The organism is Bacillus sp. 5mfcol3.1, assembly GCF_900114335.1.
Taxonomy (GTDB): domain Bacteria; phylum Bacillota; class Bacilli; order Bacillales; family Bacillaceae_G; genus Bacillus_A; species Bacillus_A thuringiensis_S.
Map to the genome: position 1 here is coordinate 1662421 of NZ_FOST01000001.1, position 14221 is coordinate 1676641.

A 14221-nucleotide genomic window follows, 5' to 3' on the forward strand; every position below is an offset into this window, starting at 1 on the left:
AAAGGGTGAATGGATGATGTTAGGAATAGGGTTGATTGTAGTAGGCGTTTTACTTGTCAGCGTTGTATCTTACCGAGAAATAAAGAAAGCAGGGGGCGTAACCTGGATTGAAATTCTAGTATATCCCTTTTTATTATTAATAGGCGCGTTACTCGAACATTTTGATCTGCCAGAGTTTTTAATATTTTTAGGTTTGGTATGTATTGTTTTTGGTAGCTGTATGGTCATGGGCGTCAATATTCTATAACATTAAGAGCAAAGCATCTAGTTCAGATGCTTTTTTATTTTATTTTGTAATTTTTATTTTTAATGTCTATCACACTAGTTAGCCAGACATACAGGGTTCCAAGTGCTGGTAAAAAACTTAGCAAGTTGAATGTATTCTCTATAATATAGAATGAAATAAAAATGGAGGAAAAATAAATAGAAAATGGAAGAAAAATGTATACGTCACGTTTTAAAGATTTTAAACTTTGCACTTTATTCACCTCAGCTTTTCTGGCATTATGTTTTAAATAAGAACCCGTAAATTTGCAGATTCTCCTGGTGATGATTTTAAAATATGTAACTTAGTTTTAATCATAGAATGTATTGAATCACTATAAAAATCAAATATTAATTTTCTAAAGAATCCTATACAAACCTTATTGCGTTAGAAATATAGACCTAATTATAACCGTTGTAAATGGATCCAATTAGATTTCGGCATCCCAGTATCCGCATCATAACTAGTAACACATCCTGTCATCCCTTTTAAAATACCAACATGGATTGTTGCATCCGCATTAACTGTTACAATTTTCATCACATTCAGCTCCGTTTCGATAATATGCTTTGACTTCCCGCGTGATCATTTATTCGTTAGATAACAAAAAACGCACCGTAACCCAGTGCGTTTCAGACAAATATACCTATATGTTTTACTTTGTAATTTGGAAGGAGCCACCATAATAATATGAATTGTCTACTTTTAGTACTGCCACATATGTACCTGGTGTGTAAACCGTTGTAATTGGTGTTTTGAACCTAGAATAGTAGTGGTGTCCAGCCTCACCTGCAGAAATGGTTTTGTAGCGTTGCAATTTACCTTCTCCGTTCAATCGATAAATCTTTACAACACCTACATCTTTTCCGCCTATATATACCGTCGTATCAAACGTATCACCTTGTTTTAACGTACCAGGGGCTAATTCTTGTAGATAGTCCACGTTGTGATGCAATAAGAAATACGTCTGCCATGGCCAATCATCCACAACAGCTGAAGCTTGCTTAATCGTATTTACTTCAGCGCGCGCTTTATCAGGTAGCGTACTGTCTAAAACGATAAAACCCGAAAAGGTTAAGGCACCGATTAAAGCAAATGAACATAATTTTTTCATATTAAATTCCTCTCGTTTATCTGACATTGTCATAGTCCAATTACAGGTATTAGGTTTTCATCCATTAATTGGATTATTATTCTAAAATCAATATATCATTTTCTTTTAATTTAATCAAATTAGAATTTTCTAACAAGTGATGAGGATAGATAAAATTCCATCTTTCTCCGTTTTTTCTATCATACAGAAGAAAGAACAGAGGCGATAAAGAAATTTTATTCCGCTCTCTTTTCAAATTAACAACATTTCCCGTTTGTACGGTACGAGACTATATTAAACATAAAATGACACGAAAGGGGATTGGAATTAGCGAATATTTACATGGAATCTAGGAGATGCAAGCTCAACATTTCATAACGGATCGATGGTTCCATTTCAACAGACTCCGAATCCGACAGTAATTTTGTTCTGTTTACTCATGAGGTAACGGAAGAGAATTTAGAAAAACTTGCTACAATTGCTCATCAGTATACAGAGGATACCATCCATTGTTACAATTACGGCAGTGTAGAAAAAGTAGGATAAAAGAAGAAAACATACTGTTCCAAATTAATATTCCGTGTGTTTTTTTGAACATACATTCCTTTATTTAATGTATATATTGAATATATGGATATACTGTGTTATGATGTGAATTAGAAACTCGCGTGTTTCAAATACAACATTTTTATCTTCTTGATGACCTCTTATCTTTCCGTAAGAGGTCTTTTTTTATCCCTCCTCATTTGCATAGCCGTTAAAATACTATGAACAGATACTAGGAGACTACTACACTGTGATACTCTCTAGTATTTTTTCTTTATCCATATTATCTATTGTTGAGTAAATGATTAATTGTTAATTTTTGTATAATCTTTATAAAATAATAAAGGGGTATATATGAATAGGTATGTCCTTTTTATGTAATGATAATGCGAATTGAAGTGTAATACTGAAACGGTAAACGAGAAGAATCAGGGCCGAAACAGATAGTAAGGAAAGTAAAACAGTAACAGCAGACAATACTTATAATGAAAACGTTCATAATGGACTGTCTATGGATGGAGAAAAAAATACGAAAAGATAAAAGGGGCAAATGAATATGAACAGAGCCTTTAAAGGTATCGTATTAGCAGGTCTAAGTGTTAGCGGGTTGTACAATAGAAACATATGTCCTAACGCAGTCCAGAATATAAGCATGTAGATAAAGTATTCTTAGCTGATAAAATGGTAGAAGACAAGAAGACTATAGCAATGAAGAAATTGAAAGAGAACTAAGAGGTTTAGCATCCTGACTTTCTAAATAACATGAGTGTTTCTATAGAATGAATCCTTAGGAGGGCTATTGTGGAACCTTTAATCAATGGTATTTTATACTTTGTATTTTTTTTTGGAGCACTGTTTCTTATACTGGGTACTGCATTGGTTTTATTTATAGTGGCTGCATTACTAATAATCTGGAAGGAGAATCTATCATTTCTAATGATTAGTTTAGGTATAAATATACTTGTCATTCCATTGTCTTTTTTTATTGGCGGGATGGCAACAGATTCCCCTGGTAGTACGATGCACGATTTTTGGAAAGTATTTTTCTTTATTCAGGTAATTCCGTTCCCTCTAGTACTGCTATCTTTAGTTTGGTGGCTTATTCGTCGAAAAAAAGCAAAAGTTCATGTGTAGCGTTTTTAATGCAAATAAGCTGTCCGTTTGGGGAGTTTATTGTATTTATTACTAAACGTGATTATTTCCAAAATGAATGCAATAACACTATACAGTTAAATAGAAGGTGAAACATATTGAAATCTTATCAAACGTTAGCCCACTTGTATGCATTAGGACTAGGCTGCGGGCTTTGGGATAGAGAGGAGGTAATTTCATGGTGCGATAGGTTGATTGAAGCAAATGAGCACCCGCCATATGAAATTATGGAGATATCTTTAATGTCTAAAGCAAAGCTGATATATATAGAATCGGCTTTACTGTCATATAGCCGCATAGTTGATGAAAAATACTCGGTAAATATCCTTCTTTCTGTCTTAAATGAAAAGTTAGTAGCTCAGAAATGTAATGTGAAACAAGCGCTTACTTGCTCCACTCGTTTACTAGTAAACAGAGGCGTATATTGGGAAGAGGAATATTTTGATTTATACAGCCTTGATGATAGCTATGATATTGCACAGGAAGGGATCCATTTTAATAAAGAAGATGTGATTACTGCTTATATCGATACATTAGGTGCTTTTCGCGTCCATTTTAACGAGTTTGAAGATCTATATTTGCAAGTCATGAAACAGAAGTGGCAAGGGTAGAAGGCAGGAAAAGGAATCATTGAATCGTAAGAGTTACTTCCTGTATTTATCACCAAATTTATCTAGCCAAGACGAGTCTGTCTTCGTGTTGATGAATTTTTGTCTCTTAATAACTTAATGCTATCATCTTTAATTTTTCCGACAGCAAGCAAAGCTAGCATTTTTAATGCATAATCAGACGCTTGTAAAGGAGCATCACTAATTAAATTTTTACCAGAGAGTAATTTATTTAATTAGTAGAAAAAGGAAGGGACCTATTTGGCTCCTTCCTTTTTCTCATACATACATAACGCTTGTTGACAACTTATGAAATAATAGCATTCATCGCTATTAAAATATAGCACTAAAAGCGATTTAATGGATATGCAATTATACATATCTGTTTAATTGCATGAATGGGAACAAAATGATTTAACTCTTCCGGTATGGAAACAAATAGATTCAGGTATATTTAGGGTAAGAAGACCTGATTATTAATTGCTGGTTAAATCATATTTCTACGTATCTGAAACAAATTATTTCACTGGATTGTATGTTATAGATGGTGAGGGATTTATGAAATGTAGATTGTTTCTTGGTTTTTTGCTCGTGATTTTACTTTGAGGATACATCGGAAAAGAAGTTACGTTATATACGATTCAAAAAGGGTTATTAGTTAGTGCATCCATAGATACGCTCCGTTTCCTGTTTCCTATCCTACTAAATTACCATTCCAAGCAGATTCCTTCTCTTTCAAACAATTCATCCATTGAATAAAGATAATTCCGCCATATGTATCGGAGGGCATGAAGCTTTCTTAATACCATTTGGAATATATTTCAATATACTTCCGATACTATAACAGATCGAAAATTTCTCTATTGGAGGTATATAATGGCATATCCATTTCGTAACTTAGTATTTGAAGGTGGCGGAGTAAAGGGAAGCGCTTATATAGGTGCCATCCGTGCACTAAATGAAGAAGGGATTTTACCAGAAATACAACGATTTGGGGGGACTTCAGCAGGAGCGATTACTGCATTACTTTTAGGTCTTTCCATTCCATTCGCAGATCTTGTAAAAATCCACAAAGACATGAATTTTAAAGCGTTTAAAGATGATGATTTTTCGATTGTACAAGATAATATTCGTTTATTTTTTGATGGTTTTGGTATCTATAAAGGAGATTTCTTCACTGAGTGGGTAGGAAAGATCGTTGAAAAGTGGACAGGGAGTAAGGACACAACCTTTCAGCAGTTATATGACAAAACAGGAAAAGACGTGTTTTTCCAAGGAACGAACATTTCTACACACCAGCTTCGTACGTTTTCTCGCGAAACGACACCTGATGTCCCGTTAGTAGTTGCTGTGCGGATTTCGATGTCCATCCCATTCTTTTTTAAATCTGTGGAATGGGATAAAGATTATTATGTAGACGGAGGTGTACTGGATAACTACCCAATTCGTTTATTTGATCGGAAAAGTTTTGTGAATAAAGAAGAACACTTCACGACCACAGATACGATTGACGAGGTTAATAAACTGGTAAGCAATACGGAGGATCATTCTACACTAAGAAGCTTACACACGAAATACAATGCATCTTTCTTTGATCCTGCAGATGAAATTGTCTACAACAAAGAAACACTGGGTTTCCGTTTAGAATCTCAGGCCGAGATTGCCATGTTAAAACATATCGCAACTTCAACAGAACATCATATTGGCCATTCTCTTATTCATTTTGCATGGAATTTGTCTCAAACGATGATCAAAGGTCATGAGAGCGGAAAAACAACCAAAGAAGATGCTGCCCGTACTGTATTTATCAATACATTCTTTACGCCGTCGTTTAATTTCGATATCACAGAAGAAGAAAAGAAAACACTCATGAATTCAGGCTATACTTCTACTAAAGACTATCTACATCAGTTTAATACGTCTGAAGTAAAATTGTTTAATCGACCATAAAGCCGAGTGCAATGCACTTGGCTTTTTTTAATCGTCCTGTAAATTCTTTTTTTAGTAGCTAATAAAAATTCAGATAGACTATGCATAGAACAAGAGAAAGGAGATAACAGAAAGTAATAAATATAAGTTTTGATGACTTCTTATTTTGTAAAACTAGGGTGTAGAAAGGGTGAAACAGGTGGAAGAAAAACGAATTATGATTTATACAATTTTTCGGCTAACACAGTACAAAAGAGAAGCCTAAAACGGTGGATAGGAATGTATCAAAAAATGAATAGAGTAGCAAGACGGATTTATTGTGAAAGTAGGGATTTTCCTTTTTCTTTCTACTGATAATAAAGCGTTATGTAGACTGGGAATGTATAAGGTATTCATTGCTATTCCTTCAAAATGCTGATGTTACATCATATTAAAATAACCTCTAATTTAAGTATTGAAATTCTCTAAATCTCAATGTATTATATTCTTGTATTTTCTCACTTTGCTAAGCCTAGAAAACATCATCACTTCTGAAAGAACTCGAACTCCAGCGGGTTCTTTGAATTTACTTGAACTTATTTTTGAATCATTGTATTATATTTCCGAGTCTTACTCATATAAATCATTATCAGGAGAATCTGCAAATTTGCAGGTTCTTTTTTATTTTATTGAAAGTAAAATTTTAGCCAGTCATTTATTTTCATATTTTTGGTTTTTATACGTGTTTGGTAAAAATCAATGAGTTGCAAAAAAATACTATGCTGAAATCTAGTTCGGTATAGCAATGTGCATATAAAAGATCCCACTTTGCTATATCCCCTAAAAAGAGTCATAAAAATCTATATTTTTTTAATTCAGTTGCATACTACAAAACTTCTTTTAAAAGAAATGTATGTACATACACATTATATTTTGTTCCATAACTCTCTAACTTTTGTTCACGAGAGTCTGTTAAGTAAAGGATTATTGGCGGGTGGTGCAATAGGTGCAGAAGATGTGAAAACAAATGAAAAAGTACAAGTTGCTGTTGCAGGTAAAGAGGGAAATATAACGTATAAAGAAATTGATAAAGCAGAATCTCCATTGTTATTTGGAATGTATCCTTTATGTTAAGATCCGAATGGGAAGTTTGTTTTTTCTGATAATTAATATTTATACAAATTGTGTAATTAGTATACGGAAGTGGTTTTAAATTTCATTAATGTATTCCTTTTCATCTGAATGAATTATTTATTGCAACAGATTTCCCGTCCAAAATAAGATGTTCAAACAAAAGACAATATAAGTATCTTTATAATGATTTTTCAATATAATCAATGTGTTTATGAAAGGAACTCTGTGTTATTTTTGCTTTTTTACTAACTAATACAGCTTCAAACAAAGGACACAATTGCTACATACTAAGTGTGATTTATTACCTATTCAAAATTCTGTCTATTCAATCTTTCTAAAAATAAAAAAAGATTAAACTTATAAATATACAAGTTATAATGAGGGCGTCGAGACACAATTTATTACCTCTAGAGAAAATATCAAACCTTGTTTTGGATTAAAAATTCTAAAGAACTTGCCAGTAATTTTTTAAAATTGGACATACTGATATGATTACTATACGGTGGATAGCGGATTAGAAGGAAAGTTTATTCAACTCAATAAAGAAAGCGTTATCAAATGAAACTTGTTTTGAATCGATCATTCTAACAACTTAGATTCAACTACAGCTAAAAATAATAAATTATGGGGGTGCTTATATGAACATAAATGTAGCATCTATTAAAGAAAAAAAGATTGTTAAATACAAAAGTTGTTTTGATGTGATTGGGCCCATAATGATAGGCCCTTCAAGTTCACATACTGCAGGTGCTTTGGCTATTGGAACAGTTGCTAATAAATTATTTCAAGGTCTTCCCAAAAAAGTTGTGGTAAAGTATTATGAATCATTTGCTGAAACCCATAAAGGTCACGGAACTGATTTTGCAATTATTGCTGGTATATTAGGCTTTGCTGCTGATGACAGCAAAGTGCCAGATGCTATTAAAATAGCAGAGTCTAAGGGAATTGACATTACCTTTATTGAAAAATTGGGTAATAGTCCTGCTGGTCATCCAAATACGGCAGATGTATATGCAGAGGATGAAAGTCGAAGTATTAGAGTAATGGGGATTTCGGTCGGTGGTGGGTTGATTGAAGTCAAACATGTTGAAATTGATGGATTTAGCTTAAATCTGCAGGGGCCATTGCCAGTTGTTATTGCGATTTCAGAAAGAGCTGACTTTGAATTTGTTTTACGCAGGATCTTTAAACAATATGATGTGGAAATTAACAACTTTCATAGTTTGGAAGATAAAACAAAATATTTATATGCATTCGCTTTGGATTCGATATTGCCAGGTAATGCTCAGAAGGAATTAGGAGATTTAAGCAATATAGCTAATCTTATTATTCTTTAGTCACATTTAGGAGTGAAAAATATGTATATGGCCATAAAAGAAATTGTGGATGCAGCTAATAAAAGCCAAAAGCAAATTTATGAATTAGCAATCGAACAGGAAATCAAACAAACTAAAATTTCTTATGAAGAAGTATGGAGTAAAATGGAACGAAATTTAGCGACTATGCAACATGCAATAAATAAAAGTATCGAGGGCGACGGTGTATTTTCTCCAACAGGTTTGACCGGAGGGGATGCTGTAAAAATTAAAAACTATCGAGAAAATAGGAAAACTCTTTCTGGAGATTTGATGGTGTTAGGGATTCAAAGTGCTATCGGTGTTAATGAAGTAAATGCTGCATTAGGAGCTATTTGTGCAACTCCAACAGCAGGTGCGAGTGGGACGACTCCGGGAGTCCTATTTAGTATTAAAGATACGTTGCAGTTAAGTCATGAAGATATGATTCATTTTCTATTCACTTCAGCGTTATTTGGAACGATAGTCGCAAACAACGCTTGTATTTCAGGAGCGTACGGAGGATGTCAAGCTGAAGTAGGAAGTGCCTCAGCGATGGCGGCTGCAGCTGCGGTAGAAGCTGCGGGTGGAACGCCACAGCAATCTTCTGAAGCTTTTTCGATTGCATTACAAAATTTACTCGGTTTAGTTTGTGATCCGGTCGCTGGTTTGGTAGAAATTCCTTGTGTAAAGAGAAACGCCATTGGAACGGCAAATGCTTTAGCAGCAGCGGACATCGCATTAGCCGGCGTAAACAATCTCATCAATGCTGACGAAGTGATTGAAGCCATGTATAGAGTTGGAAGACAGATGCCTCGCGAATTAAGAGAGACAGGTTTAGGTGGTATTGCAGCTACACCTACAGGAATTGCCATTAAAAATAAAATCTTTGGGGAGAAACAATTAAATCAATAAGTTATCGAGTGTATTGTGAAATTTTTAACAATCTTTACTCTATTGTTCGCCTAAGGATGTCTGTATATTGGGGGAGTTATCAATAAAATATACTACTATATAATTAAAATATTTTATAAGTGGTAATAAACCCTTCAGGTTGATGCTTCGCTAATTTTTTGATTTTTATTAACCTAGAAGGGGGATATTCGTTGTGGCGCACTATATAAGCTATTCATTTTTCAAGAACGGTCTATATTCCTATATCTAAAAAAAGAAAATTAAGAATAGGACACAAGGAGGAATTATTATATGGATGGGAATACTGCAAAAAACATAGAATTTCAAGCTGATAACACTGCAGTAAAAAATGAGCAATATCTAGACCCTAAAAAGTGGCATAAACAGGATACTACCTGGGCATTGAGCCTTTTTGGAACAGCAATTGGAGCAGGAGTACTCTTTTTACCGATTAATGCAGGTTCAGGTGGTTTATTATCATTGCTGTTAATTACCATACTTGCATATCCTGTTATGTATTATTCACATAGGGCGCTTGCTAAAATGATTTACGCTTCGAACTCTGCCGATGAGGGGATTACAGGTACAATAAGAGAGTATTTTGGAAATAAGGCAAGTATCATTTTTAATATTGTGTATTTTGTCTCCATTTATACGATCGTGCTGATGTACTCGGTCGCACTTACAAATACCGCTAGTAGCTTTATCGTGCATCAATTGCACATGTCGGAGCCTCCAAGGTCCATTTTATCGCTTGTCTTAGTACTCGGTCTTATCGCTATACTAAATTTTGGTCAAGATATAACTGTAAAGATCATGAGCATGCTAGTGTATCCTTTTATAGCTTCTCTCCTTTTTATCGCAATATCTTTGATTCCACAGTGGAATACGTCAATGCTTAGTTTTTCAAGTGTTTCTACTGCTTCAACAGGAACAGGATATTTAGGAACGATATGGATGATACTTCCAATCATAGTATTCTCGTTTAATCATTCGCCTATGATTTCGTCATTTGTTATGAAACAGAGAGCTACGTATGGAATAGATGCTACTGATGCTAAATGTGCTCAAATACAAAAAGTTTGTTATATTATGACATTCGTAGTTGTTATGTTCTTTGTTTGGAGCAGTACCTTAAGTTTGACTCCAAATGATCTTAAGGTGGCAAAAGAACAGAACTTGTCAATCCTATCATATCTTGCTAATGAGCTTAATTCGCCAGTAATCACTATTGCAGCTCCTATCATTGCATTTGTGGCTATTACAAAGTCTTTCCTTGGTCATTATATAGGAGCGTATGAGGTAATGCGTGACATGATTATCAAGTCCAGTAAAAAACGTGGGAAAGATATAGGAGAAAAAACAGTTAAGACAATGATTCTTACTTTTGTCGTATTAACATGCTGGTATGTTGCTTATACAAATCCAAGTATTCTTGGAATCATTGATGCCCTTAGCGGTCCGCTAGTTGCTGCTATCTTATGTATACTACCAATGTATGCAATCCATAAAGTATCAGTACTTGCTAAATACAAAGGGAAATCGAGCAATGTATTTGTCATTATTATAGGTATTCTTACTGTCCTAGCAAGTATTAAGTCATTATTCTAATCCACTATTGTTAGTATCGATGCAAAAATCGTGGGATATGGAAAAAAGAAAGATTCTTATCGGAACTGAATTCTATATTGTTAAACTAAAGAAATCATGGTTTTGGACAAACTCCTCACATTGGAGAGTTTGTCTTTTTTTATTATATGCATAACTTTTATCATTTTAACCAAGAAGACCCCTTCCTCAAGGAACGCGAAATAAGTAGGTGGGAGATGAATTGGCTAAAATGATAAACTGGTGACCCAGTATGTAGAAGTGAAAAAGGGGAAAACTATTGTATAATTATCGATAATTTAGGGGGCGCCAAATGAAGCATAATAAAGAAGTAACACTTGGGGATTACGTTCAATTTTCATATCGTAAAAATCCTAATTTGCAATTAATAGGATTTGTGGTGAATGTTTTACAAAATACAATTGTTGTAGATATTGCGGAAAGAATGGATATCGAGATAGATGATTTTAGGCAGGTTGTAAAGCATGGTTATTATAATAAAGTGGTTCATAAGCAAATAAAGAATAGTGTTTCATAAAAAAGTGCTCCTATATAAATTTAGGAGCACTTTTTATGGAGAGAATTTCCGCAAAGTTTTTTTGTCAGAGGTATAAAATTTTCATATGAAAATACGTTTTGAAGATATTTTCTTATTTGTTAATTAATAATTTTTTCAATCTTTATAGCTGTTATGAATTTAAAATATTATTCATAAAAATTTCACATAATTTTATTAAAAAGAAAAATACTAATACTTGTTTTAATACTTTACCTAGAGTTATTAAAACAAATTTACTAACTGCGAAACAAGGAGGCATCACTGTGGACATTCGTGAAGGATTAATTCCAACAGCTTTAGGTACAGCAGTGACAGCAGCAGGTTATGCTCTTAAACAAACTCGTGGAACTAATAAAATGATTGCAAATACAGTATTTGGTTTTGGTTTAGCACACGTCGTTTTAGGTGTAATCGATCTTGTTGAACATCGTCGTTAGAACGAAAGGCAAGCATTGATATATGCTTGCCTTTTTGGGAGTACATTTATTATTCATTTTTCAAATATGTTTGTATGACGTAATCATTATCAATGTAATTAAATAGTTACACTACAAGGAAATTAGAAAGTAAAACTGTGAGCATTGAATTTTATGAAATGAGATGGTGATGGAATGGAATTTTCTTCTGAAAGTAATACGTATCATGCTGGTGACATTGTTTATATTTTTTACCGAAATCCTCATACTCAAGACGTAGCTAACATACAAGCTGCAGCAGTTGTAAATAATCCTGAAAGACCTAATGAATTAGCACTATTTCTTTACGAAACGTATTATCCACTAACAAATGAGATGGCTATATATGCTACCGAAGATGAGGCAAACCAAGCTTACACTTACTATTATGGTGATATTTCAGAGGGGATGTTAGAATGAATAAGCCATTTATGCCTAAGCTCGTATATTTTGAACCGAAAGCACTAGATTATCCTTTGGGGAAAGAGCTGTTTGAGAAGTTTTCAAAGATGGATGTTGAAATTCGACATACTACTTCTCATAATCAAGTAAGAGATTTGCCAGGGGATAACGATTTTCAAAAGTATCGAGTAGCAAAATCCACGCTGGTTGTTGGTGTTAGAAAAACACTGAAATTCGATACTTCCAAGCCTTCAGCAGAGTATGCAATTCCTTTTGCAACGGGATGTATGGGACATTGTCATTATTGTTATTTACAAACAACGATGGGAAGTAAGCCTTATATACGAACGTATGTAAATGTTGAAGAAATTTTAGATGCTGCTGATAAATACATGAAAGAGCGTGCACCTGAAGTAACAAGATTTGAAGCGTCGTGTACTTCAGATATTGTAGGAATCGATTATTTAACGCATACCCTTAAACGGGCCATTGAGCATTTTGGAGAATCTGAATATGGGAAATTGAGATTTGTTACGAAATTCCACCATGTAGATCATTTACTTGATGCTAAACATAATGGAAAAACAAGATTTCGCTTTAGTGTAAACGCTGATTATGTGATTAAAAACTTTGAACCAGGAACTTCTCCCTTAGCTAAGCGAATTGAGGCAGCAGGAAAAGTAGCTAGAGCTGGATATCCTCTTGGTTTCATTGTAGCTCCTATTTACCTACATGAAGGCTGGAAGGAAGGATACTATCATATGTTTGAACGCCTAAATGCTGAATTACCTCTTGATGCACGGGATGATATTACATTTGAATTTATTCAACATCGTTTTACAAAGCCAGCTAAGAGAGTGATTGAAAAAAACTACCCGATGACAAAATTAGAATTAGATGAAGAGAAAAGAAGGTATAAATGGGGGAAATATGGAATCGGAAAATACATTTATCAAAAAGAAGAAGAAGAGGATATAAAAAATTATCTCTATTCCTATATGAAACAGTTCTTTCCTAATGCAAAACTAGAATATTTTACATAAAAGAAACGAACAAAATTCATTACATCATCAATCTAAAAAATTACTCACTCAAAAAAGTGATATTGGTCAACAATTCGCTAATAAATCATTTGAAAAATTTATATACGAAAGTCTTTTATGTAAAAATATGTTTCATTATGAGCTGAATCCCAACAGTTAAACAGAAAAATACAGTGGTTGCTCTGAGTTAATGGAGATAGAAGAAAGAGGATTTGTAGTAGGCGCGTCTTACGATATTGTTAAGGAAAAGAAATCAAATCCAATTATGAAAGGGACGTATCAGATGGTACTTCCCAGTAAGTTAGCGCAGCAAGGTGGAAAAGGGGCAGGGAATAATTATATTAATGTGAGTGCAAAAGCAGATAGTGTATTTGAACAAATACGAATTATTGCTAAAAAAATTAGTCGTGAATTATTTTTTCCGCATATACAAGTGATTATTTTTTCTGAAAAATTACTCTCGAATCCTAATGTTTTACAGAATACGCTAGATGTACATATTCGTGATCATGAAATGAGAAGAAACATCCGTCTATTTGTTTCTCGAGGGTACTTTGGCGGAGTTGCATTTTAGCGATTATAAACAAGTTATGGATGAAAAACGCTTAACGAAGGATATTTCAAAAGAGATGGAGCAAAGGATTCAAAAATCAATAAAGCTTGTTCAAAAAAATATAAGGTGGATGTATTAGCATTAGGAGAAGTATATAAGCGGAATAATTATAAAGAATGGAAGAAAATAAGTAAGAATTGGGATCAAGGTGAAAATTATTTTAGTAATGCTGACATTAATGTTTATGTTCATCCAGTAATTGAACATTCAGGCTCAACTTTACCGAAGAGAGTGAAATAAGGTGATTTAAGTCGTTAGCGGATTAGAAATACGCTAAACGATATTAATGCTGGTTCTGCATTTTCAATCAGTGCAGACTTATGTACTTTAAACGTGATTAATAAATTATATTTGGCTTATTATGATCCTTTGGTTAGCACTAGTTAGAGTTATAGTAAAAATATTAAGTAGAAACGACTTATTTTTAATAATAAGAGGAAATATGTTACTGAAAAGTAAGGAGACAAATTATTACTTTTCTAAAGAGTCATTAGGTCCGTACAATGATGCATTAAAGTGATTCATAAGGGATTCTGAATGCTAAGAGAGTGAGAATGAATTACAAAAGAAAGGTGCATAGGCGCCT

The 14221-nt window shown here is 33.6% G+C and carries 13 protein-coding genes and 2 pseudogenes; 13 read left to right on the forward strand and 2 right to left on the reverse strand.

The window, feature by feature from the left end; genetic code table 11:
• The first annotated feature begins 13 nt into the window (after nt 1-13).
• Nucleotides 14-247 carry a hypothetical protein gene (locus tag BM089_RS08495; RefSeq protein ID WP_002152897.1) on the forward strand — a complete coding sequence of 78 codons (234 nt, stop codon included), beginning with the start codon at nt 14-16 and terminating at the stop codon, nt 245-247.
• A 423-nt stretch (nt 248-670) separates the two neighbouring features.
• On the opposite strand, the gene BM089_RS31760 is transcribed toward BM089_RS08495, so the two are convergent.
• A complete protein-coding gene (locus BM089_RS31760; protein ID WP_255259031.1) occupies nt 671-805 on the reverse strand; it encodes a hypothetical protein in 135 nt (44 codons plus the stop codon).
• Nucleotides 806-920: 115 nt separating this feature from the next.
• Nucleotides 921-1379, reverse strand: a complete 459-nt coding sequence (locus BM089_RS08505) for a DUF5065 family protein (RefSeq protein ID WP_023521971.1) — start codon at nt 1377-1379, stop codon at nt 921-923.
• Between the two features lie 1326 nt (nt 1380-2705).
• Here BM089_RS08505 and BM089_RS30585 point away from each other — a divergent pair.
• From BM089_RS30585 to BM089_RS30595, 12 genes and pseudogenes are all read left to right on the forward strand, one after another.
• Nucleotides 2706-3038: a hypothetical protein gene (locus tag BM089_RS30585; protein WP_000433527.1), complete on the forward strand. Its 333-nt coding sequence runs from the start codon at nt 2706-2708 to the stop codon at nt 3036-3038.
• Nucleotides 3039-3154: 116 nt separating this feature from the next.
• Entirely contained in the window at nt 3155-3667 is a 513-nt protein-coding gene (locus BM089_RS08515) for a hypothetical protein (RefSeq protein ID WP_000844532.1), read from the forward strand.
• A gap of 873 nt (nt 3668-4540) precedes the next feature.
• Nucleotides 4541-5614: a patatin-like phospholipase family protein gene (locus BM089_RS08520; protein ID WP_000331130.1), complete on the forward strand. Its 1074-nt coding sequence runs from the start codon at nt 4541-4543 to the stop codon at nt 5612-5614.
• 1730 nt (nt 5615-7344) lie between these two features.
• Nucleotides 7345-8043, forward strand: a complete 699-nt coding sequence (gene sdaAB / locus BM089_RS08535; RefSeq protein ID WP_001024890.1) for an L-serine ammonia-lyase, iron-sulfur-dependent subunit beta — start codon at nt 7345-7347, stop codon at nt 8041-8043.
• A 21-nt stretch (nt 8044-8064) separates the two neighbouring features.
• A complete protein-coding gene (sdaAA, locus tag BM089_RS08540; protein ID WP_000281775.1) occupies nt 8065-8955 on the forward strand; it encodes an L-serine ammonia-lyase, iron-sulfur-dependent, subunit alpha in 891 nt (296 codons plus the stop codon).
• Nucleotides 8956-9246: 291 nt separating this feature from the next.
• Entirely contained in the window at nt 9247-10566 is a 1320-nt protein-coding gene (locus BM089_RS08545) for an aromatic amino acid transport family protein (RefSeq protein WP_090976637.1), read from the forward strand.
• Nucleotides 10567-10876: 310 nt separating this feature from the next.
• Complete coding sequence (locus BM089_RS08550) at nt 10877-11101, forward strand: DUF2187 domain-containing protein (RefSeq protein ID WP_090976639.1); 225 nt, start codon at nt 10877-10879, stop codon at nt 11099-11101.
• A 284-nt stretch (nt 11102-11385) separates the two neighbouring features.
• Nucleotides 11386-11559, forward strand: coding sequence for a hypothetical protein (locus BM089_RS08555; RefSeq protein WP_000354585.1), 174 nt, complete (start codon nt 11386-11388; stop codon nt 11557-11559).
• A gap of 174 nt (nt 11560-11733) precedes the next feature.
• Nucleotides 11734-11997: a transcriptional regulator SplA gene (locus BM089_RS08560; RefSeq protein WP_000396091.1), complete on the forward strand. Its 264-nt coding sequence runs from the start codon at nt 11734-11736 to the stop codon at nt 11995-11997.
• Nucleotides 11994-13022, forward strand: a complete 1029-nt coding sequence (gene splB / locus BM089_RS08565; protein ID WP_001039638.1) for a spore photoproduct lyase — start codon at nt 11994-11996, stop codon at nt 13020-13022. The genes BM089_RS08560 and splB overlap by 4 nt, the downstream gene beginning before the upstream one ends.
• A gap of 190 nt (nt 13023-13212) precedes the next feature.
• Nucleotides 13213-13875: pseudogene (locus tag BM089_RS31465) on the forward strand (Ger(x)C family spore germination C-terminal domain-containing protein).
• Nucleotides 13876-14056: 181 nt separating this feature from the next.
• Nucleotides 14057-14155: pseudogene (locus BM089_RS30595) on the forward strand (HXXEE domain-containing protein); the annotation flags it as partial.
• Between the last annotated feature and the right edge of the window lie 66 nt (nt 14156-14221).